Below are 21,885 nucleotides of genomic sequence, written 5' to 3' on the forward strand. Positions count from 1 at the left end.
TAGCTCGGCGTGCAGTCTGCCGTGGCCACCCCACACCCAAGTCGAACTGCGCTTAGTTTTTTGCAGATGTCCTCATGCTGGATGTGGAGATTGGCCATGAAGCGGCGGTTCCCGGTGGAGCCGATCGTGGCGGTGCTGAAGCAGGCCGAGTTGGGCCTGCCGGTGGCGGATTGGACGCGCAAGCTCGGCATCTCGGAACAAACCTTTTTCCGCTGGAAGAAGCAGTACACTGGGCTGGAGACGGACCAGGTCCGCGGGTTCAAGCAGCTGACCGAGGAGAATGCCCGGCTCCAGCGGCTGGTGGCCTGCGTCCACATCGACAAAGGCTTTTGGTCGCTCGGGCTCAGTCCGGTACCTGCTCCTCTGCATCAAAGCCGAGATTGGTCACGAAGCGGTTCCAAGCAGCAGGCTGCAATGCCCCGCCTGAGGCTTGGGCATGACCATTCCCGTAGTTGATGGGATCGGCTCCTTCCGGCCGATGGTTACGAAAAAACTCGATCAGATTGGTACCTTGCCCGGTGCGTGCGGCGAAATGGACCCAGCCCGGGCGGTAGCCGGTGTTGGCGGCAATCACGACCTTGTCCTTCAGCCGCCCCTTCCACTGCTGTGCAATCAGCGGATGGATCTGGCAGGCGGTGTGCAAGCGGATAAGGGCTACGTTGTTGCGGATATGCGGAGCCGCACGGCGGCCTGTGGCCAACGCCTCCTGCACTTCGGCCTTGGCGGCCTGAAGCAATGCTGTTTCTGGGAATTGGCCGGACACCACGGCTTTGGGTCCATCTGCTTTAAGCAACAGAGCAAGCGCTGGGCCGGCGTCTCCGCTGCTGGCTCGTCGTGGGGCGTTCAGGAGGGTGACAGCGCTCCGGAGCGCGCTGATACCCCAGCGCCTGCGCGCGGTGGCGAGTTCTGGAAAACCAGACGCCTCTTCCATATCCCCGATGATACCGAGAGCAGCGAGCCAAAGAAGGTCGTCCACATCCGCTACCGCACCGGAACACCACCACGCCAGAAGCGAGGTGGTCGGCGTTGGATGCAAACCGTGACCGCTGACCAACAAGGCGTCCTCTGGAACCCCGGCGGGTACGTGGTGGTCCAGAAGCACTGTGGGTGTGCCAGGAAGCGGCGGCTCGGTGCGGGTGCCAAGATCGGCCACGATCAATCCACCCACATCTTGTGCACGCAGTTCAGACGCCATATCCGACGACCAGACATTCTCTCCTCGGCCGAGCAGCCTGATCCTGGCATCCTTCCCGCTGCGGTCGAGAGCGCGGGCCAAGATGGCTGCAGATGCGAGTCCATCGGCGTCATGATGGCTGAGGATCAACACCGGCTTGGCAGGGTTGCAGGCTGCCAAGGCTTTGCGGAACTCCTCGCGGCGCGCGGTCACCCAAGCTTCATTGGGTGGGTTATCCTTGCGGCTTCCATCGGGCATCGTTCAACCACTCCCTTGCCGTGCACGGCCGTCATCACTCTCGCATCAGGGACAAAAAGGGATTCCGCCTTCGTGAGTTTCAGACGGCGGCATCGGCAAGAACTGTGGCGCACGGTCAACCTCTGCCCGCTGTCCTGCCCTATCGCTATTGCTGTGTCGTTGAGCGGCAACGAGCCTTGGCATATCGATGATGCGCCTCCGCCGGATGCCGGCGGCCCGGACGTCGTTTCCTATTCTACCTTATGCAGCGGCGCGTCAGAGGCGCCGCCGCACTCGCCCGGCCATGGTGCCGAGGGATGACCCGGCGCTTCCCTCGTCCGGAGAGGGCAGCCTGGTCATCACCGTCACCGACCAGAGCAGCATTTGGCGGGGAGCGCTGCACGGGCTGGCGCGCATCCGATCGACCAGGGGGATCAGCCGCACGGCGCCCTTCCGTCTTGCGACCCATGCCGACACCTACCTCGCCCTCCTTGATACCGCGGTCGCTGGGACCATCGTGTTGGAGGCCTTCGGGTCAACGAATGCCGTGGTCTTTTGCAGATCCTGTCGCGGCCCCCGCCTTGAGCGTGAAACCGATAGGAGGCGCCTGCTTCCCTATGGATCAGGGCGGCAGCGGCGTGACGCCGATCACCGGGCCATGCAGCAGCAGCAAGGCGAGCCACAGCAGCGCGGCCCAGGCCAGTCGCCAAGGCGAGGCCAGGCGGCCAGGCCGCCATCGTCCCGAGACCAGCGAGGCGCCTGGCAGGAAGGATGTGCGGTAGGCCAGGCGCGCCCAGGCCTCCGCGCCGAGGAGCCGCCGCCTGCGGCGGTCAATCGCGCGCATGCCAAGGAGCGCAAACAGGGCAAAGCCGCCGAACAGCAGCAGATGCGCCAGGTCGCCGTTCGGTACGGCATGGGCCCCAGCCCAAAGTGTGAGGGCCCAGAGCAGCGGATGTCGGACCAAGCCCGCGATCCCCGGATGCTCCGGATTGAACCCGCCTGTCCGGCCACCGAAGGAGAGCGGATTGGGTGCACCGAGACCGTAGGCCGCCAGCAGGCAAGCCAACGGCATGGCGAGGTTCGGCACCCACCACTGCCAGGGCTTCGGGTCCCAAAGCGCCAGGAAGGGCGCCCGTCCGGTCGCCAGGATGAGGAACCCGAGCGCTGCGAGCGACAGGAGGCTGTACCCCGCAAGGTAGGCCTGCTCTCCAACCGCTCCGGTGAGGCGGCGGCGGATCGCGGGCTGCGCCGGGATGGCATGGGACAGCAGAAAGACGCCAAAGGCTCCGGCGAACGCACTCCAATCGCCCAGCGCCATTCAACCCGGGCTCCGGCGGCCAGCGGGGCGCCCGGCGGTCATGGCTGCACGCCTTGCGCCGCGGGCCGCTTGGCCGGCAGATCGAGCGGAAGCAAGCCCATCTCCAGGCTCCGCGCGATGCGGCGGGCGCGCTCCAGCATGTGGTCCACTCCCTCTGCCGTAAAATGCCGGCGCGCCGTCGCTTCGAACAGGGCGAGCCACCGGGCGAAGTGCGCAGGCGTCAGGGCGAGGTGCGCATGCGCGCGCATAGGCTGGCCGTGATAGCCACCGGTCATCAGCGCAACCGAGCCCCAGAAGCGGGACAGGGTGGCGATATGCCCCTCCCAGTCCGAGACGCCGCCGAAGGCCGGGCCCAGCAACGGGTCCTGCCGTGCAGCGCCATAGAAGGCGCGCAAGAACCGTTCGATCGTGGCCTCATCGAGCCCAGTGCGGCTGCCGATCGCGCGGATCACGGTGGCGCGCCGTTCTGCCGTTTCTGGAATGGGCTGCATTGTGGTATCTCCAATACCACTTACCTTCCTGCCTTAATGTGGTATCGTCAATACTAAGTTAGAGTTCGACCCGTGCGCCTGCTTGCCTCCACCGACATCGCGTTGCGCCTCCTGATGCGGCTTGGCGCCGAACCCAACCGGCTGCGCACGGCGGAGGAACTGTCTCAGGCGGTTGGAGCGCCGCGTAACCATTTGCACAAGATCATTCAGGACTTGGCAGAAGCCGGGTTGGTGCGGACCTGGCGCGGCGCCCGTGGCGGCGTGTCGCTGGCTCGCTCCGCGGCGGAGATCCGGATCGGTGAGGTCGTCCGGCGTCTGGAGACGGGGCAGGCGCTGGTCGAGTGCTTCCGGCCTGACGGCGGCACATGCCGCCTCTTGCCGGGTTGTCGCCTGCGTATCGTCCTGGCTCGGGGCCAGGAAGCCTTCCTCGCCGAATTGGACGCCGTCACGCTGGACGATTGCCTACCGTCATGGGCGGAGGCGCCTGCGTCACACGGGCAACCGGCTTAGCCAGTCCATATCAGTCCGCCAAACGTATCTGCCAGGCGGGCCAGGACCACCGGTCGGCGGGTTGTCCGACGGCCGGTTCTGCACGGTGATGCCGGTGGCGCTCCAGCTCGCTCTGCGCCACCGCGCCGCCATGCACCAGCTCCTGGACCTGATTGAAGGCGTCATGGGCGGTCTGGACTTCGGCCTTGGCCCTGGACCAATGTCACCTCGGCGCCAGCCAGCTGGTGCCGTGCCTCGGCTAGGTCGAGGGCATCGAGGACTGCCAGCCGCTGGCGGGTATGGACGCGGTCACCGATCGCCACCTCGATGGCCTGCGCGGCCGAGGGCGAGCGGCTGGGGAGGCGCGAGCTTCGACGCGTTGAAGCCGACGCTGCCGGTGACGCGGATGGTGCGCACTAGCGGCCGGCGCTCGACAGTACCTAGGCCGTAACTGCGCGCGGCCTCGGGCAGGATGGTCACCGCGTCAGGCAACGGCGGTTGCATGGCCGGGGCGGCCGGAGCGAGCGGCGGCGCGGAACCGCGACCAAGCAAGTCGCCGCTGCCGGCGGCCAACAGCGCCGTGGCGCCGAGCCAGAGCCAGCCCCAGCGTGACTTGACGCGCGGCGGGGGACGGGTGATCTCGGAAGACGTCCAGCGTGGGTAAGATGCCGTACTTGGCACTCCATGCAATCTGCCCAAGACCACGTACCAGCGCTGGATTTTCTTGCGATCGTCCCGCATTCCCGATGCTGACAATCTTCCGGGAGCAGCCTCGGCCCTACCGGTTCCCTGCTGTCTCTGCTCCTCCGTTGATGGCGTGCTCTTTCTTTTCTGACTCCTCTCCTCTCAGACCAAGGCACCGGCAGGGCAGCAGGTGGTACAGCGTCGACGATGTATGCCATGCTGACTGCACCGACGTTCCCGCCAGCACCATCGTCGTGCGGCCCATTGTCCCCGGCGCGTGCGCATCAGCCACAGCGGCGAACAACGGCAGCGGTGCTCACACGATCGTACTTGACCAGGACTGCATCTCTCGCTTGCACGCCACGAACGTCAAAGCCTAACCTGATGCGGCCGACAGAAGCATCTGCAGGCGCAGTCATGGACACAAAGCGGCAGCCTTGCCCGTTTCGCTTTGGATTGACGTCGACGGCGACGCCTTCTCGCCTCCATGCCCGCTGCTGCCAAGCTTCCATGCCTCACTCGGCTGGGGCAGCGCCAGCGCAGGATCAAACAGCCCGGCAGACCAGCACGACGACCCGCCGCCCGTGGGCGGACAGGGTGCAGACGCGGGCCATCCTGGGAAGCACGGCTGCGACTCAGTCCAACCGCGCGACGGTGTCAGCATCGTGCATCGTTACCGACGCCAGCACTATGGGGATCACGCGGCGGCACCCGCGTGCTGGTGGCTGGCGGCGGGTCCCGTCTGTACCGCGGCTGCAGAAGCCCATGGCGCCCAAACACAGGCTGGCGTTGCCCTGCACTCAGGCTGGGCGCGGCGCAGCAGCCCGACCATCGACTCCGGAAAGCGGCGGGCTCATGCCCGCACCACCGGCGCGGCAGGCGAGGACCTCATGACCGGCTGCGACGGCGCCGTCACCGTGGCTCTCTTCGCCTGCTTGGCCCAGCAGCCGCGCTGCCTGCCGCCCGAGTACCAGCGGCACCTGCCAGAGCTCGCGGCGATCGTCGCGCAGGAATCCCGCTTTGCGCCCTTTGCGATCCGCGACGAGACCACGGGCGAGAGCTTGTTCCCGCGGCGTCGAAGCGAGGCCGTGGCGCTGAGCACCGCGCGGGATGCCGCCGGTCATGTTCTGGGTCTCGGTTGGTTCCAGATCACCCATCGGGCGACTTGGCGGCGCTACGGGCTGACGGTCGAGACGGCGCTCGACCCCTGCGAGAATATGCGCGCCGGTGCAGCCCATTGGGTCGACAGCCTGCGGCACGCCGCGCTGCAACTGTACAACAGTGGCCGGATCGATGGCGCGCCAGGCTACGCCGCCCAGGTGGTCCGGCGCCTGGCGCGACCGGCTGCGTCACCCCCGGTTCCGGCGACGCAGCCCGCCGTCCTGTCCCCTCCGTCTTCCCTGCTTCCCGACCTGGGTCGCGGCCGCCCCGGACGGGACCTGGTCACCGGCCGCTAGGGAGTCCGTGCCATGGGTGGTGGCGACGTTCTGACCCGTGCCTTGACAGCCTTGGCCCAGTTTCTCGTGGGTCCCTTTGGCATTGCCTTCATCATCGCCTGCGTGGTGATCGCCTTCCTGGCGGCAGCGGCGCGGATGGCGCCCCCCTCCGCCGGCTTCATCGCGCTGTTCTTCGGCGCGGCCGCCTTCACCGGCGCCTATTTCGTGAACACCTTCATCGGGGCGTAAGCGATGCCCGCGCCGAGCCCCGGCCTGCGCGACATCCTGTTTCTCGCCGCGACCCGTCCGGCGATGCGCTGGGGTGTGCCGATGGAGGGCTACTACCTCAACCTGTTCGGGACCTGGGTCCTCGGCATGGTCCTGGGCAGTCCGCTGTGGTGGCTGACCTTCGTGCTCTGGCATCTGCCGATGGTGGCGCTGACCAATCGCAACCCGCACTTCTTCCACGAACTGCGCCTGTGGTACGCCACCCGTGGCCACACGGTGGGCGGCGTGCTGCGCGCCAGGAACCATCGGGCGCCGCGGCGCCCGATGGAGCTGGCCTCCAGTGTTTAGCCGGTTTGCCCCGGCGGAACCGCTCCTCGGCGCGCAGGTGCCGCTCGAGGGGCATTTGACCGACCAGGTCCTGCGCCTGTCGGATGACGGCGCCTATGCCATGTTCGAGCTGCAGGGGCTGCCGGCGGAGACGGCCGACGACGCCGCGCTCGCCGATCGGCTGGCACAGCTGCACAGCGTCTGGCTCAACATCGCCGCGGCCGACCGGCTGGTGGTGTCGACCTATCTGTGTCGCAGCCTCGCGGATCCGGCTGCGATGCCGCTGCCCGACAGCCGCCTCACGCCCTTCGCCCGCGGCTTGGCGGCGCGTTACCGCGAGCGGCTGCTGGATGGCCTGCTCTACGAGAACCGCCTGTTCCTCGGGGTGCATCTTCGGCCGCTGGCCAGCGGCGCGGAGTGGTGGGCTCGGCGCCGGGCGCGCCGCCACGGAGCCGGCGCCCTGGGCGAGCGGGCGATCGATCGGGCGCGCACCCTGAGCCGCATCTGCGACTGGCTGGCCACGGAACTCGCCGATTATGGGCTGCGTCGGCTGGGCGTGGGGCAACGCGGCCGACAGATGTTCAGCGAGATCGCCGAGGCCCAGGCCTTTGCCGCGACCGGGGTGTGGCGCCCGGTGGCCCTGTCCACCGGCCGGCTCGGCGAGGCGATGTTCGCCGAGGAGGTGGCCTTCCACTATGAAACGGTCGAGCTGCGGGGCCCCGGCTACACCCAGTATTCGGCGCTGCTCAGCCTGAAGGAATACCCGGCGCTGACCTGGCCCGGCATGCTCGCAGACATCGAGCGGGCCCCCTTCCGCTGCACCCTGACGCAGCATTTCGAACCGCTGTCCCGCTCCGCTGGCATCAGCGTGCTGACGCGCAAACAGAACAAGATGGTCTGGGCCGGCGACAAGGCCCGCAGTCAGATCGCGGAACTCGACGACGCGGCCGATCGCGTCGCCTCGGGCCGGATGGGCATGGGCGCGCATTGCCTGTCGCTGACGGTGTTCGCCGATCGCGCCGGCAGTGCGCTGCCCTGGTACCGCCGCTTTGCCGAGGCGCTGCGCGCGGCGGGGCTGGGTCCGGTGGCGGCGGCCCGGGTGGAGGCGGCGCTGGACGATGCCACCGGCGGGCCTGCGCGGATCCCGCTCGATGATGTGGCGAATGCCGCCTGGAAGGCGCTGGCCAATTGCGGGGCGTCGGTGGCCCGCGAGAACCGGGCGCTGATGGCGGCCTGGCTGTCGCAATTCGCGGGCAATCACCGCCTGCGCGCCCGCCCCGGGGCCTGCTCCACCCGCAATTTCGCCGCCTTCGCACCGCTGCACGGGCCCGCCCGCGGCCGGTCCCGCTCGCGCTGGGGAGCGCCCATCCTGATGCTGCGGACCGGCGCCGGCACAGCCTATCCCTTTCACTGGCACGATGGCGAGGGTGACGACGCGGTCGGCAATACGCTGATCACCGGCGAAACCGGCTCCGGTAAGACCACGCTGGTCGGCACGCTGATCGCCTGCACCGCCGGCCGGGCCGACGTGATCGGGCTCGACCACAAGCAGGGCTGGCGGGTGCTGTTCGGCCATCTCGGCGCCCCCTATGCCGTCATGGGCGGTGGCCAACCGATGTTCGCGCCGCTGCAGGCGCTGGCACCGACGCCGGGCAATCTCGACTTCCTGTTCGAGCTGTTCCGCGGCTGCATCCGGCAGGGCGGGTGGCGCGAGTTGACGCCCGAGGAGGAGCGCCTGCTGGCGCTCGGCCTGCACACGGTGATGGACAACCCGCCCGAGCATCGCCGCCTGGCCGAGGTGGCGGCCTTCCTGGCGCCCGAGGTGGCGGTGGAGGGGGCCGGGGCCCGGCTGCTGACCTGGTGCTGGGGCCAGGAGCTGGGCTGGGTGCTCGACGCACCGCGGGACGCGCTGGACCTGGCCGCCGGCACGCTGGGACTGGATGCCACGGATGTGCTGAAGAATGCCCGAGCGGCGCCCCCGACCCTGCTCTACCTGTTCCACCGCATCGGCCTGCATCTCGATGGCCGCCGACGGCTGCTGCTGCCGGTCGATGAGGGCTGGCGCGTGCTGGAAGATCCGGCCTTCTATCGTCCGATTGCGGCGCAACTGCGCACCATCCGCTCGAAGAACGGGGTCGTGGTGTTCATCACCCAGTCCCCCTCCGATGCCGCCAACAGCCCGATCGCGGCGGAGCTGCTGGAGCAATGCCCGAACCAGATGCATCTGCCCAACCCGCGAGCCGGGGAGGCCGATTACATCGACCGGCTGAAGCGAACGCCCGGCGAGTTCGCCGCGCTGCGCGGGCTGCAGAAGGGATCCGGCCAGTTCCTGCTGTGCAAGGGGCGCGAGAGCCTGATTGCGGAGCTGCCGCTGCAGGGCCTGCCGCAGCTCCCGGTCCTGGCGGCGAGCGAGGCCGCCCTGCGCTGCTATGACGCCATCCCCGCCGAGGTGCGGGCCGATCCCGGACGGTTGGAAGGGGAGTACCGGCGCCGCGCCGCCGGCATCCCGGAGGAGGTGTCCGCATGACCCGCCTGCTCATCGCCCTTGCGGCCCTGCTCAGCACCGGCGTCAGCAAGCCTGCCTCGGCGCAATGGACGGTGATCTGTCCAACCTGCCGCCAGGAGCTGACCGACAATCTCGCCTGGGCCCAGCAGGCCGCCGACATGTTGCGCGAGCTGCAGCAGATGAAGCTGCAGTACGACCGGCTGGTGATGACCTACCAGGCCATCACCCGGGTGACCGATCTCGGCAGCGCTGTCGCCGCGCTGCAGCGGCTCGGCATCCAGAATCCGCTCCCGGTCGATCCCACTGCAGCGCAGCGGCTGCTGAACGGCACCGGCGGCGCGGATGGCATGCTGAATTCCCTGGCCGGGCTGTACACGGGAACCCGACACGGCAACACGGTCTACACGCCGCGCGACGACACCTGGACGACGCGGCAGATCATCGCCCAGGGCGGCGGCCTGGCGGGGGCGCAGGCGCTTGCGCTGCAGCTGTATCAGTCGGCGGCGGAGCGGGTCGCCGGGCTGAACGAATTGCAGGGCCGGATCGACGGCGCGCCGGACCCCTCCGAGCGCGAGGCCCTGATCGCCCGGCTCGGCCTGGAGCAAGCCTATATCCAGAACCAGCAGGCCCAGGCCCAGACGGTGCAGACCTATCTGATCGCGCAAACCGGCGTGCGCGAGCAACAGCGCGAGGAGCGGCTGCAGCAGAGCATCGATGCGGTGCTCGAAGAGGCGCGCGGCCGGGGGTGGTGGCCATGACCGGCGGCAGGGCAGTCTGGCGACTGACGTGGCGCGGGGGGGCGACCGCGCTGGCGCTCGGGATGCTCGGGCCGTCGCCTGGCCTGGCGCAGCCGCTGCCGCCGCAGGAGCGGCGGACGGTGTCGTGGTATGTCGCCAATCCTTGGGCGTTGGAGGCGGTCACGCGCGCCTGTCGGGATGACCCGGGCCGCCTGCGGGCGAGCCCGGACTGCGTGAATGCGGACCAGGCCCGCATTGTGGTGGCCGAGCAGGAGGCGCGCGCCCGTGCGGGTGTCGGACCGACGCCGTCCATGGGACCGTCGGAGGCGGAGCGCACGCGCCAGGCGGCCGCCGAGGCGCGGCGCAATCTGGGCGACCTCACGCCACCCAGCAGCCCGCGATATTGGGAAAGCCGGCCAATGGAGCGAGCGCGGCAGCTTGCACATTGTAATCGTCTCACAGTCCAGCAGCAGTCTCGCTTCTTTTGTGACGCCGCTAGGTCGGCCGAGTCAGCTGCAACAGTCAGAGGGCCAATCCAGTGACAGGGTGGGACATCTTCGTCCAGCTTTACAGCCTTGTAGCGATCCCTCTCATTGCAGGCGTCGACAACATGATCGCCGCAATGACCGGATGGGTCGCTGGTTGGTTTCGAGCAGCACTTGTCGTCTACGTCGTTGGAAGGCTGCTTTGGCAGGCGCTCGTGCAGAACAACGAGCCGCTGAACGAAGTCGAGCGGTTAATCGTCACTGGCGCCGCTGCCATGGCACTGGTCACCACGGTCGGCGGCTACGGCCCTTGGGCGCGTGACGTATTGCTGAACGGATTGGGACCGGAGGTGGGACGAGCGCTTGCCGGTTCGCTTGGGGAGCGTCCAATAACAGGCGAATTTTTTGACGAAATCTGGGGTAAGGCCTGGGTCTCTGGCTTGGCCATCTATCGCAGCCTGCCCTGGTCAGTCGCTGGTCTCGGCCTGTGCCTGATCGTGGTCTTCTACTGGATCATCGCCGTCTTCGCGATCGCCATCGCCTTCCTGGTCTGGATGCAGGCCTTCATCGTTCTCGCGCTCCTGGTCGGCGTCGGACCGATCTTTGCCGGGCTGTGGGTGTTCCCGCTGTTCCGCGGCCTGGCGACCGGCTGGCTGCATACCGTGCTCGCCAACATCGTCCTGCAGATCCTGGCCACCGCCCTGCTGGCGCTGCTGCTCAGCGCCGAGACGCAACTGCTGGCCCAGGTGGCGACGCAGGCCCGGGCCGCCGGCGGCGCCAACGAAATCCGTGGTGTGCAGATGCTGCTCGCCGGCATGGTGCTCTTCGTGGCCTGCGGCTGGATCACCTACCAGCTGCCCGGCATTGCCGCGGCGATCGCGGGCGGCTTCGCCGGCTACGGCCTTCTGGTGCACCGCCTGCTGCCGCGCGGCAGCCACGCCGCGGCCGGGCTGGCGCCGTCGCCGCCCGCGGCGGCGCCGGCTCCGGCGGCCCCACCGCCGACCGCGGCCGCCCGTCCCCCATCCGCCCCAGTCGGACGTTCGCTCTCCAACAACTGAGGAGCTGCTGCCATGCCAGGTCGCGTCCTCCTTGCCGCTGCCGTATTCGTCCTCGCCGCCTGCGCCGACCCGCCGCGACGCCTGGCGCAACCAACCGGACCCACCTTTCGGCTGAACCCCGATCGTTGGATCGAATCGGTCGCCGCCGGCGAGCGCGCGCTGCCATGAGCATCCTGCGTCTCAAACCCGGGGTTTGGCCGGCGGAGCCGCTCAGCCCCGAGGCCGCCCAGCAGTTCATCACCGATGCGGCGGCCCGCGCCGACGAGGTCCGCCGCACCGGCCTGGCCTTTCGCCGGGCGGGGTGGGTCATCGGGGCCCTCGGCAGCCTGATCGGCCTTGCCGGCATCGGCGTCGCCGCCCTGGTGATCCTGCGCGCCGAGCCGGCCCGGCTCGACTTTGCCCTGCTGGACCGGGAGACCGGCGAGGTCAGCCCGACCCTCGCTGCCCGCGATGCGCCGCGCGCCTTCACCGACCATACGGCCCGCCAGTATCTGCGCCGCTTCGTCGAGGCCTGCGACGGCTACGCCCCGACCGCGAACCCGGCCACCCTGCAGCGCGACCTGCACCGCTGCGCCATCCTGCTCACCCCGCCGATGCAGGAGCGCTTTCGCGCCAGCATGGCCCGCAGCAACCCGGACAGCCCGCTGGCCCTGCTTGGGCGAACCGGGGTGCGGACGGCCGAAGGCTTCCGCTACTTCAAATACCCGGCCGACGGTCCGTCCCAGACCTGGCGGGTGCAGTATGTGCGGATCGAGACGCGCCCCGGGGCCGGCGGCACGGGCCTGACGACGCGCCTGCCGATGACGGCCATGGTCAACTTCCAATGGCGGCCGGAGCTGCCCCAGCTGGCCGAGGACCGCGACTGGAACACGGCCGGGATGCAGGTGGTGACCTACAGCATCGAGCCGGATACCGGGCGATGAAACCGACCCTGGCCATGGCGGCGGCCCTGCTCGCCGGCCTTGCCCTGCCGGCGGCCGCCCTGGACGAGCCCCAGCCGGTGGACCCGGCCGAGCCGCAGATGCGGGAGCAGATCTACCGTCCGGCCGGCCGCACCCTCCTGGTCGGCACGGTGGGCCGGGCGACCGTGCTGACCTTCGCGCCGGACGAGCAGGTCAAGCGCGTCGTGCTCGGGGCCGACGCCTTCTGGGAGCCGCCGAATGCCCAGGCCCTGGCCCAATCGCCGCTGAACAACGTGCTGCCGCTCTGGGCCGTAGCCCCGGGCCGGACTACCCTGCAGGTCGTCACCGCCCGACCCGGGGCACCAGACCGGGTCTATCAGTTTGCCGCCGAGGTTCGCCCCTTGCCGCGCCATTGCGGCGCCGATGGCCGGACCGAATGCGCCGACGATCCCGCGGCAACCTATGGCCTGGCCTTTCGCTACCCGGAGGATGAGCGGGCCCGGCGCGACGCCGCCGCCGCCGAAGCCCGCCGGCAGGCCGCCGAACGGGCGGCGGCGCGGCGGGCCCGGCGCGAGGCGGAGGCCGCCCGCGACCGGCTCGCGGTCGACTTCGCCTGCCGCAACTGGATGTTCGAGGCACGCGGCCGGCGGGAGATGGCGCCCGACGAGACCTGCGACGACGGCCAGCACACCGCCTTTCGCTATCTCGGGCATCGCCCGGTGCCGAGCGTCTTTGCCGTCGACGCCGCCGGAGCTGAGCAGGCGGTGCAGGCGGTAGCGCGCCCGGCCAACGCGCCCGGCCGGCGCGGCCTCTGGTGGGTGGTCCCCGGGCTGCACCAGGAACTCCGCCTGCGACTTCCCGGCGGAGCCGTCCTGGCCGTCTACAACCGGAATGTCGACCCGGTGGGCCGCCTCCCGGCGACGGGGACCACGCATCCCGATGTGGTGCGCGAGCTGGCCGGGCCGCTGGGGCCGGAGGGAGCGCCGCGATGATGGAGGAGCGGGGCGCGCCGGAGATCACTGGACGGCGGCTGCTGACGCAGCGGCAGACCTATGCGGTGGCCATCCTCGGCGCGGCCGCGCTGATCGCCGTGGTCTTCTGGCGGCATCCCGGCAACGCGCCGCCAGAGGCCCCGCGGCCCGCCGAGGGGATCGGCCGGCGCGTGAGCCTCGACGCGCTGCAGCCGCCTCCCCTCACCCCGCCGGAGCCGGATCGGATGGCGCCCGCGCCACCGCCGCCGCCGGCGCCCCCCGCCCTGGCCACGCCAGCGGGGACGCCGCCGCGCGCCGCGAAGATGGTGTCCTATGCCATCACGCCCCCGCCTTCCAGCGCGGAGGCGGGCCCCAGCCCCGCCGCTGGCCCGGCCCTCGGTGGCGCGCCCGGCGCCGAAGCGGCGGAGCAGGCACGGCGGAGCACCACGGTCGCCTTCCGCGGCACGAGCCTCACCGGCGCGCGGGCCGGCGCCGCGATCGACACCACCCTGGTGCTGATGCCCGGCGTGTACCGCTGCACCCTCGACAGCGCGGTCAGCAGCGAACGCCCCGGGCCGTTCTTCTGCCACGTCACCGAGGACTGGCTGTCGCCGGCCGGCGTGCGCCTGATGGAGGCCGGCACCCGCATCCAGGGCGGCTACGAGAGCCATGTGGCGCTCGGGCAGAGCCGCATCCTCTCCCTGGCCGCGACCGGCTGGACGCCGCAGGGCGTGCCGGTGCCGCTCGGCGCGCCGGTCGGCGATGCGCTGGGCCGGGTCGGCATGGCCGGCACGGTCGACCGGCACTTCTGGGAGCGCTTCGGTGGCGCGGTGTTCCTGATGCTGTCGCAGGGGGCCATCGGGGTTGCGCAAAGTGCCGTGCAGGCCGCGCTCGCACGGGGCAGCGGCAACACCTACCTCAACCTGCAGACCGGCGGCGTCCAGGGGGCGGTGTCCGCCAGCCTGCGCGACAGCCTCGCCATCCCGAACACCGTGTCCAAACATCAGGGCGAGGAGATCGGCATCCTGCTGACCCAACCGATCGACTTCTCCGATGCCTACCGGCTGCGGCTGCGATGATGCAGGCCGGGGAGGCGACGCTGCGGCGCCTGCTGGAGCCCTTCGCGGCGGCGCTGGCGCAGCCGGGCACGCGGGAGATCGTGGTCAACCGGCCGGGACGCTTCGGCGTGGAAGGCGAGCACGGCTGGAGCTGGCATGAGGCGCCGGAGCTGACCTTCGCCCGGCTCGATGCCATCGCCATCCTGGCCGCCTCCCGCACCTCGCGGCGACTGGGCCCGGACCGGCCGGCGGCGTCCAGCATCCTGCCCGGCGGCGAGCGCATCATGATCGCCCGGCCGCCGGCGACACCGCCCGGCACGATCACCCTGGCGATCCGCCGTCGCGCCCAGGACTTCACCCCGACCCTCGCCTGGCTCGAGGCAGCGGGCTATTTCGCGGCGCTGCCCGGCCATGGCGCCGCGTGGTGGCAGCGCGCCATCGCGTCCGGCCAGACCGTGCTGATCGCCGGCGCCATCGGCAGCTCGAAAACCACCTTCGCCGAGGCCCTGATCCGCGCCATCCCAGCGCATCGGCGCCTGGTCACCATCGAGGACACGCCGGAATGGGTGGACCTGCCGCAGGAGAATTGGAGTCCGCTCTACTTCGATGGCGAGCGGCGCACCGCGACGGATTGCCTGCAGGACGCCATGCGGCTGCGGCCGGATGACCTGCTGTTCCAGGAGCTGCGCGGCGCGGAGGCCTGGGCGTTCCTGCGCGCCCGGGTGATCGGCCACCGCAGCATCACCACCATCCACGGGGCCGACCCGGCGGCGGCGCTCGAGGCTGCGGCGCTGATGGTGCGGCAGAGCGCCGAAGGCCGGGCGCTGGAGGCGGGGACGGTGCAGGGCCTGCTGCGGCAGCATATCGACATCGTGGCGCACTGCGCCCGCGATCCCTATCGCCTCACCGCCGTCCTGGAGTTGCGCGCATGAGCTGGCGCCCGCTCCTGCTGGTTGGCGTGCTCGGCGGTGCCGCAACGGCGGCGGTCCCGATCGCCTCCACGGTCTATCTGGCCATCACCGGCCTCGGCGCTGATCCCTATTTCCTCGGCGCCGGCGTGTGGACGCGGGCCACGGCCTGGACGCTGTATGCGCCGCAGGCCGGACGGCACTGGTGGGCGGCCGTGACTATCGGCCTGTCGGGCCTCGTCGGCCTGGTCCCGATGCTCGGCGCGCTCCTGGGCGCTGTGGCGGTTCGTCGCCATGGCCAGCAGCCTCTGCACGGGGAGTCCCACTTCGCCACCCGGCGGGAGGCCGAGCGCAGCGGCATCGTCTTTACGCCGCGGCCAATCTCGGATGGCATCCTGCTCGGCCGACGTGGCCGCGGGCCGTTCGCCTTGTATGCCTGCCTGCCCGGCCAGCAGCATGTCGCCGTCTACGCCCCCACGGAAGAGGGCAAGGGCGTGTCCTTCGTCGTGCCCAATGCCATGAACTGGGGCGGGGCGCTGGTGGCCTTCTCGGTCAAGCGGGACCTGGTGCGCTGGACGGCCGCCGAGCGGGTGCGCAAGGGCGACGCGGTCTTCGTCCTCGACTTCGCCGATCGGGAGGGGCGCACCCATCGGTGGAATCCCCTCGGGCTGGTGCGCCGCGGCACCCTGGATGCGATCGATGACCTGCAGCGGGCGATGTTCGCCCTGGTCCCCGAGACCAGGGCCGCCAACCCCTATTGGGACAATGCCGGCCGCCGCGTGGCGACCGCGCTGGCGGTGCTGCAGGCGGAGACGCCGGAGGCGCCGCTGACGGTCGCGGCCGTCGCCGCCCTGGCACGACGGGAGGATTGTGCCGCCCATCTGCGCCGCTGCATCGGCGAGGCCCGGGCAGTGGGCCGGCCTTATCCGCGCGCCACCGCGGATACGCTGCTGGGCTGGGCCGATGGGTTGGACAAGGACAGCGAGGAGGCCCGCGGTGTGCGGCAGACCATCCTGACGGCGCTGTCGCTCTGGGAGGTGCCGCGCATCGCCGCCGCCACCGCGGCGAGCGACTTCGACCTGCGGGCGCTGCGCACCCGCCGGATGGCGGTGTTCCTCTGCGCGCAGCCCTCCGATCTGCGCCGCATGCGGCCGCTCTATGCGGTGTTCTTCCAGCAGCTGATCGACAGCATGGCAGGGGAGGAATTCGGCGAGCGCTACGACCACCGCCACCGCGTGCTGGCAATCCTCGACGAGTTCTGGGCGCTCGGCGAGCATCGCATCCTGGCCGATGCCACCGCCTTCATCCGCGCCTCGGGCCTGCGCATGGCCATCGTCGTGCAGTCAAAGGACCAGACCCGGCTGTCCTTCGGCGAGGACGGCTCGCGGAACATCTACGCCAATATGGGGGCCGAGCTGGCGCTCGGTGGCCTCGACCAGCGCCAGGCGGAGGAGGTGAGCCAGCGCGGCGGCAGCGACACGGTGGTCGAGACCACGCAGAGCCGGCCGCGCTTCTTTGGCTGGCTGAAGCCCGGGCGGCAGAGCGAGAGCGACACGGTGCGCCGGCGGGCGCTGATGCTGGCGCAGGAGGTGCAGCGCCTGCCGCCGAACAAACTCCTGGTGTTGCGGCGCCGGCTCGGCCTGCTGCTGCTGGATCGCCTGGTGTGGTACCGCGATCCCTGGTTCCGCCACCGCGCTGGCGAGCCGCCGGCGCTGCCGCGGCTGGAGGTCGCGGTCGAGCGGGATACCGCGGCACCGGGTTTGGCAGCGGCGGGGGGCGACGCCGCCATGGCCGCCCCCGCAGGGTCACCGCTGGCGTGACAGCGAGGGTCGGTGGTGAGGGTGGTCGAGCCGGACCCGCCGCATGGCCAGCCGGGTCCGCAGCGCCGTGACCATCCGATCCGCCCACTGCGAGAGCCGCGCGGCGAGCGCCGTGGCGCTACGCAGCCCGCGTTCCAGGCGCTGCAGCAGCGGCTGCACGGCCCCTCGCCCCCGCGCCGCGGCGAGCCGGGATGCCAGGACGGTCGGCGGTCGCCCCTGGGCCTCCCGCCGTTCCGCCGCGCGGGCCCCGTGCTGGAGCGATCGCACCGCCCCGCGGCGCACCTCGCCAGCCCGCGCCAGGAAGGCAAGCGCACCCTCCTGGCGCGGCTGCCGGCCGAGATGGACCGCGGCATTGGCCCAGATGTCCGCCTCCTGCACAGGCCGCACGTCGTTGATCGGCCGGCGACGCACCACCTCCGCCCGCTCCGCCCCCGCCGAGATCAGCAGGTAGCTGGTGCGGCGATGCCGGGTGCCGGAGGCATAGGCCGCGAAGCCGGTCACCGCCCGCGTGCCGGCCGGCAGGGCGTAGATGTGCTCGGTGGCGGTCGAGCCCTGCGCCGTATGCGTGGTCATCACCTCGCCATAGGCGAGGCGGATGCGGCCCGCCGGATCGGCCAGCGTGCTCCAGGCGACGCGGCCCTCGCGCCCGCCGGCGTTGCGCAGCAGCACGCCCCCGGCGTCGGCGGCCAGCACCGTCAGCACGGAGCCATTGCGGCCGATGGTGCCGCCCCCGCCCTCAGTCGGGGTGCTGGCCAGCAGCCGCACCCGGTCGCCGGCGGCCAGCGCCATGTCATAGTGCTGGCCGTCCCGGCCCACCGCCTGCACCCGCACCTGATCCGGTCCGACCTGACCGAGGCCCCGCCGGACGGCGCGGATGGCGAGGCTGAGGCGATGGGCATCGGCATTGGTCGGCACCGATACCGTCAGGCTGTAGCCGGGGTCGCCGGCATGGGCGCGCAGCCGCGCCTCGACCAAGGCGGCGACGCGCTCCACGGTCTCGCGGTAGCCGCCGGGGACCATCTCGGCCGTGCCGTCCGCGCGCTTCATCGCCAGGGCCTCGGCCGCGCGGCCCTCGCGCCAATGGCCGGCAATCTCCCGCTCCCGCTCGGAATGTTGGCGGATCGTCGTCAGGATCTCGGGGACCTGCGCCGGCCCGAGCGCGCGCCGCACCAGGTCGACGATCGGCCCGGCCTCGATGCTGTTGTGGGTGACGATATAATTATCAGTGATATACAAGTGGTCTGGATGATCCACGAGTATGCATCGGGATGGCGCAAAGCGTGAGGGGGTGATCGCTGTCATGCGCAATCTAAGGCTGTCTTGATTCACTCTCGCGCTTGCCCGCTTTCGCGGCAGTTCAAACAAATCGACTGCATGGGGATGACGAATATCGACATAGTAAAGGCGCTGTGGCCGCTTTGGCCCCGCTTCACGAAAGCCAATGGTAGCAATCGCACCCAGCGACCAAGCCAACTCCTGCACGTCTCTGGCCAATTGCTTGCTCACGGTGTGATATCGGCCATACGTTCCCCCACAACCGACTGTCCCATCGGTGTCCATCAGGCCTCTGAGGATGGCGAGCCGATCAGCAGCAGAACTTGACTTATAAATGTCAGGAACAAATTTCGAATGCGAGCGCGTGCCCTCCAGTCCAAGATTGCGGAGTGCGCGCGATAGTGGCGAATGAATGTTGGAAATTTGCGGCTCCCTTTCCGCATACCCAAGTGCTTCCTCTACTGGCCACCGCAGTCGATTAATCCGGCCCATAATCCGCGATTGCGGAATTCGTGTGGTGGCTGCCCATTCCTTTATGGTCTTACGTTGGCCACTGTATTCGACAATGACCCCTTTTCGCCTTCCAACGCGGTCCAATAGTCCTGTCGTCTGAGCAGCGGTTGAGCGGATTCTGCCGCGAACATGCAGTGACGTGTCGCGTACCCTGAGGCGATAGTCGCACTTCGCAACCTTGACTGCTTCGTAGTCTGGCAAGCACTCGGCAAGTCTATCGATTAGATAGCGATCTGCGGTCGTAAAGCGCACCAAACCTGCCGCAAAATGTCCATCGCCCAGCATCAAGCCGAGCGCATAGGGTGGGATAGGCAGAGACTGAGGCGATGGATTGTCGGCGAAACCAGTTATGAGTGGCACAGCGGCCGAGCGAGCCTTGGAATATCCATTATCAAACCACCGCTTAATTTCAGAGAGTGGGCGAACGGCCCAGCCGCCGCCTTTGTTGATTACCTTGCGCTCAGCGTGACTTCCGCGAGAATAAACTGGCTGTGCTCGCCAAATTGTCCAAAGGTGATCGAGGCAGCACTCCATTGAGCGTCCGTCAGAAAACTCGACGCGCCAAATCTCTTTCTCGCCGTGGTCTTGGATGGCAACGATTTGGGCAGCGGACCCATCGGGACAAATGACTTGGTCGCCGACCTTTAACTCTCCCATCTGGCGCCAGCCATGGGGCGTAAGAACACGAGCGTCTAGCGGTTGTGCTTGGCATTGCCGGTCATCGCCCAGCATCGCCAATCGGAAGCCGCGCTCGGCCTGCAGCCGGAGCAGCGCGAGCCCTTGCCGGGTGCCGAGCAGGCCAAGTTCATCGACCACCACGACGCTGTGCCGGTCGAGCGCCAAGGCGCCGGCCCGGGCGGCATCGAGAAAGACGCTGAGGGCCCGGACATGGCGCCGCTCGATGCCGGCCTCGGTGAGGTCATCCGCCTGACGCCAGGCCAGCGCCACGCCATGGACCACCCGCCCCTGCGCGGACCAGGCGGTGACCAGGGGCTTCAGCAGGCTGGTCTTGCCGCTGCCGGCGGCCCCAATCACCACGCCCAGCCGCCCGCCCCCGCCCAGCCGGAGCATCGCCTGCTGCTGCGATGCGCCATGCGCCCCGGCGAAGTCGAGGCCGCTGCCGGCGATAGCAGCCCGGATTTGGCGCGGCGTCAGCGCACCCGAGCGATCCGTGGCGGCCTGCCGCGCCCGCTGCAGGAACTCACCCTCATCGGCGGCCTGCAGCGCGGTGGTGATGCCGATCTCCCCGCGCTCGCCGGCATGGCCCCAAACCAGGGCGGTGGGCTCCCCATACTGGCGTACGCCGGCCGCGCGGAAAGCGGTTGTGACCCGACCGACATCCGCGGCCTCCTCGATTCCGGCCGCGATGAGACCGCGCAGCGCCGCGGTGCGCGCGTCGGCCGCGGTGATCACGGCGCGCCGGTTCAACTCGGCCTCGAGCCAGGGCAGCGCCGCCTCATAGGCCCGCGCGATCCGCGCCGCGCGGGTCGGCGCCGGGCCGGGCCGGTGCGGCCCCTCGATGCCAGGATACTGCCAGCCCAACTCATCCGCTTGGCGGCGCCACTCGGCAAAGTCGGCCATGTCGTCGCGCCGCAGCGCCGCGCGCGTCGCCGCATCGAGCCCGGCTGGCAGGCCCTGCACGCCGGCCTTCAACAGGCCGCTGCGGCGCGCTGGGGGCAGCGCATCCCAATCCAGGCCGAGGCGGCGGGCGTAGGCGCGCGCGGCCTCTTCGCCGCTGAGGCTGCGCTTGGAGAAATGCTCGCGGATCCGGTCGGGGATCACGGCCAGGCGCGCCATGCCGGTCTTGGGGTCGAGGTCCACCTCGGCCCCAAGCCGGCGGAGATGGCTGGCGAGAAAGGCCTGGTAGAGCGCGCCCGCCTCCTTGATCAGCCCGTCCAGGCGGTTGAGGTCGAGCGAGCCCACCCGGCCGTTGTCGCAGAAGACGGCATTCATGACGGTGAAGTGGGTGTGCAGATCGGGGTCGCCGGCGACCCGGATGGCGACGCTCTCGGTGACGGTCCGCCCGCCCGCCTCGTGGCTGGTCCAGAGGGTAGGGCGGCAGGTGTAGTGATCGAAGGCGATCCATCCCACATGGCCGGGATCGGCGCCGTCGCGCCCGCCCTGGCCCCGCCGGGCCTGACCGATGCGGGCCTCGATGGCGGCCATGGCCTCGGCTGCCGCGTCCCGGTGCGCCAGGTAAATCGCGGCCTGCTCGGCCGGCGCGGCGAAGGCCCAGGCGATGGAGACCGACTTGTCCGGCGTGAGGCAGAAATCCACCGAGCCGATCGGCACCGCCTCCTTGGTCAGGCCGGTGCGGCGATCGGTGAACGCGCGTCGCGTCGCGTAGCTCTTGCCCTCGATCAGCCGGCCGTCGGCGCGGCGTCCGGCCAGCAGGGCCTGGATGGCGGAGCGGCTGAGCGTCCGATCCGGGTCGAGGGCAAGCCCCCGCGCGACCAGCGGGTGCAGGTCGCGGCGCGGCTCCGCCGGGGCCGGGCCGTAGGTGTCCTCGAAATCCCGTCGCTCGAGCACGCGAACCAGGCGATTGCCGAGTCGCTGCTCCTCGGCCTCGAGATCGGCCGCGCGATCCGCATGATCCAGCATCAGCGTCGAGACGGCGTCGCCGAAGCCCAGCTCCCGAGCCCAGACCGCGCCCGCCAGGGCGTGGACCGCGCGATCTTCGGCCGAACCGGCGACGATGCCCTGCATCAATGGCCGCGTCTGCTCGGCCAGGTCGCGCGGCAAGGTCTGCGTCAGCAGGTGGTTGGTCATGGCGCGGGCGTCGGATGGCTCGCCCGCGGCAATGGTGGAATAGGTCAGCATGACCGCCGCCGTTCACGGTGTCGCTGCGATTGCCTCGGCGATGGCGTCCGGCAGCGTCGCCAGCCGCTCATCCAGCCGGACCAGGGCCGACTCCTGGGCGGTCAGCGCCTCGGCCATGCGGCGAAGCGCGTCCGGCAGGTCGCTGGCCGCTGGTTCCTCGGTGGCGGCCACCAGGAGACGCTCGAGCATGGCGGTGTGGAGGGCGAGCGTTTCGTTCATCTGGGTCAGGCCGCGGATGAGCACATCCTGGCGCTCTTCCACGCGGGCCAGCCTGCTCTCGTCGTACGGCGTGCTTGCCATTGTGGGTCTCCCGTCCTGGTCCGCCACGCTGGCGTGGGGCACGGGTCCATGATGCAGCCAGGACAGCTTGCGCGTTCCCCGCAGCAACGGTCACGCGGGCGACGCCGAGCTGTGTTCAAATCCCTGCGCGGTCGGCGTCTTCGGATAT

General features: G+C 70.0%; 22 protein-coding genes and 2 pseudogenes. 16 read left to right on the plus strand and 8 right to left on the minus strand.

Translation table 11 applies throughout. The features are described from left to right. Positions 1 to 191: hypothetical protein (locus AC5JJ1_RS05825; RefSeq protein ID WP_495784199.1), on the minus strand; the 191-nt coding region annotated here is incomplete at its 3' end. Between AC5JJ1_RS05825 and AC5JJ1_RS05830 the strand changes: the two are divergent. Continuing rightward, a pseudogene (locus AC5JJ1_RS05830) lies at positions 97 to 324 on the plus strand (transposase); the annotation flags it as partial. The gene AC5JJ1_RS05825 and the pseudogene AC5JJ1_RS05830 sit on opposite strands and share 95 nt — an antisense overlap. A gap of 19 nt (positions 325 to 343) precedes the next feature. Here the strand turns inward: AC5JJ1_RS05830 and AC5JJ1_RS05835 are convergent. Next, complete coding sequence (locus AC5JJ1_RS05835; RefSeq protein WP_495784164.1) at positions 344 to 1,432, minus strand: hypothetical protein; 1,089 nt, start codon at positions 1,430 to 1,432, stop codon at positions 344 to 346. A gap of 255 nt (positions 1,433 to 1,687) precedes the next feature. Then, positions 1,688 to 1,855, minus strand: a complete 168-nt coding sequence (locus AC5JJ1_RS05840) for a hypothetical protein (protein ID WP_495784165.1) — start codon at positions 1,853 to 1,855, stop codon at positions 1,688 to 1,690. On the opposite strand from AC5JJ1_RS05840, the pseudogene AC5JJ1_RS05845 reads away from it, so the two are divergent. Further along, positions 1,818 to 1,910 (plus strand): annotated as a pseudogene (locus AC5JJ1_RS05845) (hypothetical protein); the annotation flags it as partial. The gene AC5JJ1_RS05840 and the pseudogene AC5JJ1_RS05845 sit on opposite strands and share 38 nt — an antisense overlap. A gap of 123 nt (positions 1,911 to 2,033) precedes the next feature. On the opposite strand, the gene AC5JJ1_RS05850 reads toward AC5JJ1_RS05845, so the two are convergent. Together AC5JJ1_RS05850 and AC5JJ1_RS05855 are read right to left on the minus strand one after the other, a co-directional pair. Next, positions 2,034 to 2,729, minus strand: a complete 696-nt coding sequence (locus AC5JJ1_RS05850) for an NnrU family protein (protein ID WP_495784166.1) — start codon at positions 2,727 to 2,729, stop codon at positions 2,034 to 2,036. Positions 2,730 to 2,767: 38 nt separating this feature from the next. Further along, complete coding sequence (locus AC5JJ1_RS05855) at positions 2,768 to 3,220, minus strand: group III truncated hemoglobin (protein WP_495784167.1); 453 nt, start codon at positions 3,218 to 3,220, stop codon at positions 2,768 to 2,770. Positions 3,221 to 3,292: 72 nt separating this feature from the next. Here AC5JJ1_RS05855 and AC5JJ1_RS05860 point away from each other — a divergent pair, with 72 nt between their 5' ends. Further along, positions 3,293 to 3,730, plus strand: coding sequence for an RrF2 family transcriptional regulator (locus tag AC5JJ1_RS05860; protein WP_495784168.1), 438 nt, complete (start codon positions 3,293 to 3,295; stop codon positions 3,728 to 3,730). A gap of 288 nt (positions 3,731 to 4,018) precedes the next feature. Here the strand turns inward: AC5JJ1_RS05860 and AC5JJ1_RS05865 are convergent, their stop codons facing one another. Next, positions 4,019 to 4,450, minus strand: a complete 432-nt coding sequence (locus tag AC5JJ1_RS05865; protein WP_495784169.1) for a hypothetical protein — start codon at positions 4,448 to 4,450, stop codon at positions 4,019 to 4,021. A gap of 833 nt (positions 4,451 to 5,283) precedes the next feature. On the opposite strand from AC5JJ1_RS05865, the gene AC5JJ1_RS05870 reads away from it, so the two are divergent. The 13 genes from AC5JJ1_RS05870 (at position 5,284) to AC5JJ1_RS05930 (ending at position 16,829) form a co-directional block, all read left to right on the plus strand. Next, a complete protein-coding gene (locus AC5JJ1_RS05870) occupies positions 5,284 to 5,850 on the plus strand; it encodes a transglycosylase SLT domain-containing protein (RefSeq protein ID WP_495784170.1) in 567 nt (188 codons plus the stop codon). Positions 5,851 to 5,901: 51 nt separating this feature from the next. Beyond that, entirely contained in the window at positions 5,902 to 6,078 is a 177-nt protein-coding gene (locus tag AC5JJ1_RS05875) for a hypothetical protein (RefSeq protein WP_495784171.1), read from the plus strand. Positions 6,079 to 6,081: 3 nt separating this feature from the next. Next, complete coding sequence (locus tag AC5JJ1_RS05880; protein ID WP_495784172.1) at positions 6,082 to 6,405, plus strand: VirB3 family type IV secretion system protein; 324 nt, start codon at positions 6,082 to 6,084, stop codon at positions 6,403 to 6,405. Then, complete coding sequence (locus AC5JJ1_RS05885; protein ID WP_495784173.1) at positions 6,398 to 8,911, plus strand: VirB4 family type IV secretion/conjugal transfer ATPase; 2,514 nt, start codon at positions 6,398 to 6,400, stop codon at positions 8,909 to 8,911. The genes AC5JJ1_RS05880 and AC5JJ1_RS05885 overlap by 8 nt, the downstream gene beginning before the upstream one ends. Continuing rightward, the gene (locus tag AC5JJ1_RS05890) at positions 8,908 to 9,648 is read left to right on the plus strand and encodes a type IV secretion system protein (RefSeq protein WP_495784174.1); all 741 of its coding nucleotides are present in this window, start codon (positions 8,908 to 8,910) and stop codon (positions 9,646 to 9,648) included. Before AC5JJ1_RS05885 ends, AC5JJ1_RS05890 begins: the two co-directional genes overlap by 4 nt. 62 nt (positions 9,649 to 9,710) lie before the next feature. Further along, positions 9,711 to 10,169: an EexN family lipoprotein gene (locus tag AC5JJ1_RS05895; protein WP_495784198.1), complete on the plus strand. Its 459-nt coding sequence runs from the start codon at positions 9,711 to 9,713 to the stop codon at positions 10,167 to 10,169. Further along, positions 10,166 to 11,170, plus strand: coding sequence for a type IV secretion system protein (locus tag AC5JJ1_RS05900; protein ID WP_495784175.1), 1,005 nt, complete (start codon positions 10,166 to 10,168; stop codon positions 11,168 to 11,170). Before AC5JJ1_RS05895 ends, AC5JJ1_RS05900 begins: the two co-directional genes overlap by 4 nt. Positions 11,171 to 11,182: 12 nt before the next feature. Further along, positions 11,183 to 11,338, plus strand: a complete 156-nt coding sequence (locus tag AC5JJ1_RS05905) for a hypothetical protein (protein ID WP_495784176.1) — start codon at positions 11,183 to 11,185, stop codon at positions 11,336 to 11,338. After that, on the plus strand, positions 11,335 to 12,093 hold the full coding sequence (locus AC5JJ1_RS05910) for a VirB8/TrbF family protein (protein ID WP_495784177.1): 759 nt from the start codon (positions 11,335 to 11,337) through the stop codon (positions 12,091 to 12,093). Before AC5JJ1_RS05905 ends, AC5JJ1_RS05910 begins: the two co-directional genes overlap by 4 nt. Next, complete coding sequence (locus AC5JJ1_RS05915; protein WP_495784178.1) at positions 12,090 to 13,064, plus strand: TrbG/VirB9 family P-type conjugative transfer protein; 975 nt, start codon at positions 12,090 to 12,092, stop codon at positions 13,062 to 13,064. Before AC5JJ1_RS05910 ends, AC5JJ1_RS05915 begins: the two co-directional genes overlap by 4 nt. Then, the gene (locus AC5JJ1_RS05920; protein ID WP_495784179.1) at positions 13,061 to 14,122 is read left to right on the plus strand and encodes a TrbI/VirB10 family protein; all 1,062 of its coding nucleotides are present in this window, start codon (positions 13,061 to 13,063) and stop codon (positions 14,120 to 14,122) included. Before AC5JJ1_RS05915 ends, AC5JJ1_RS05920 begins: the two co-directional genes overlap by 4 nt. Beyond that, positions 14,119 to 15,033, plus strand: a complete 915-nt coding sequence (locus tag AC5JJ1_RS05925) for an ATPase, T2SS/T4P/T4SS family (RefSeq protein WP_495784180.1) — start codon at positions 14,119 to 14,121, stop codon at positions 15,031 to 15,033. Before AC5JJ1_RS05920 ends, AC5JJ1_RS05925 begins: the two co-directional genes overlap by 4 nt. Beyond that, positions 15,030 to 16,829: a type IV secretory system conjugative DNA transfer family protein gene (locus AC5JJ1_RS05930; protein WP_495784181.1), complete on the plus strand. Its 1,800-nt coding sequence runs from the start codon at positions 15,030 to 15,032 to the stop codon at positions 16,827 to 16,829. Before AC5JJ1_RS05925 ends, AC5JJ1_RS05930 begins: the two co-directional genes overlap by 4 nt. Here the strand turns inward: AC5JJ1_RS05930 and mobF are convergent. Together mobF and AC5JJ1_RS05940 are read right to left on the minus strand one after the other, a co-directional pair. Continuing rightward, on the minus strand, positions 16,815 to 21,437 hold the full coding sequence (mobF, locus tag AC5JJ1_RS05935) for a MobF family relaxase (RefSeq protein ID WP_495784182.1): 4,623 nt from the start codon (positions 21,435 to 21,437) through the stop codon (positions 16,815 to 16,817). The genes AC5JJ1_RS05930 and mobF overlap by 15 nt on opposite strands. A 12-nt stretch (positions 21,438 to 21,449) precedes the next feature. Continuing rightward, the gene (locus AC5JJ1_RS05940; protein WP_495784183.1) at positions 21,450 to 21,737 is read right to left on the minus strand and encodes a hypothetical protein; all 288 of its coding nucleotides are present in this window, start codon (positions 21,735 to 21,737) and stop codon (positions 21,450 to 21,452) included. Between the last annotated feature and the right edge of the window lie 148 nt (positions 21,738 to 21,885).

The organism is Belnapia sp., from assembly GCF_059504005.1.

Coding starts and splice junctions, on each gene's coding strand:
- AC5JJ1_RS05940 (WP_495784183.1), bottom strand. CDS start 21,737: ATGGCAAGCACGCCGTACGACGAGAGCAGGCTGGCCCGCGTGGAAGAG.
- AC5JJ1_RS05910 (WP_495784177.1), top strand. CDS start 11,335: ATGAGCATCCTGCGTCTCAAACCCGGGGTTTGGCCGGCGGAGCCGCTC.
- AC5JJ1_RS05930 (WP_495784181.1), top strand. CDS start 15,030: ATGAGCTGGCGCCCGCTCCTGCTGGTTGGCGTGCTCGGCGGTGCCGCA.
- AC5JJ1_RS05915 (WP_495784178.1), top strand. CDS start 12,090: ATGAAACCGACCCTGGCCATGGCGGCGGCCCTGCTCGCCGGCCTTGCC.
- AC5JJ1_RS05905 (WP_495784176.1), top strand. CDS start 11,183: ATGCCAGGTCGCGTCCTCCTTGCCGCTGCCGTATTCGTCCTCGCCGCC.
- AC5JJ1_RS05835 (WP_495784164.1), bottom strand. CDS start 1,432: ATGCCCGATGGAAGCCGCAAGGATAACCCACCCAATGAAGCTTGGGTG.
- AC5JJ1_RS05855 (WP_495784167.1), bottom strand. CDS start 3,220: ATGCAGCCCATTCCAGAAACGGCAGAACGGCGCGCCACCGTGATCCGC.
- AC5JJ1_RS05890 (WP_495784174.1), top strand. CDS start 8,908: ATGACCCGCCTGCTCATCGCCCTTGCGGCCCTGCTCAGCACCGGCGTC.
- AC5JJ1_RS05925 (WP_495784180.1), top strand. CDS start 14,119: ATGATGCAGGCCGGGGAGGCGACGCTGCGGCGCCTGCTGGAGCCCTTC.
- AC5JJ1_RS05895 (WP_495784198.1), top strand. CDS start 9,711: ATGCTCGGGCCGTCGCCTGGCCTGGCGCAGCCGCTGCCGCCGCAGGAG.
- mobF (WP_495784182.1), bottom strand. CDS start 21,437: ATGCTGACCTATTCCACCATTGCCGCGGGCGAGCCATCCGACGCCCGC.
- AC5JJ1_RS05880 (WP_495784172.1), top strand. CDS start 6,082: ATGCCCGCGCCGAGCCCCGGCCTGCGCGACATCCTGTTTCTCGCCGCG.
- AC5JJ1_RS05920 (WP_495784179.1), top strand. CDS start 13,061: ATGATGGAGGAGCGGGGCGCGCCGGAGATCACTGGACGGCGGCTGCTG.
- AC5JJ1_RS05865 (WP_495784169.1), bottom strand. CDS start 4,450: ATGCGGGACGATCGCAAGAAAATCCAGCGCTGGTACGTGGTCTTGGGC.
- AC5JJ1_RS05870 (WP_495784170.1), top strand. CDS start 5,284: ATGACCGGCTGCGACGGCGCCGTCACCGTGGCTCTCTTCGCCTGCTTG.
- AC5JJ1_RS05850 (WP_495784166.1), bottom strand. CDS start 2,729: ATGGCGCTGGGCGATTGGAGTGCGTTCGCCGGAGCCTTTGGCGTCTTT.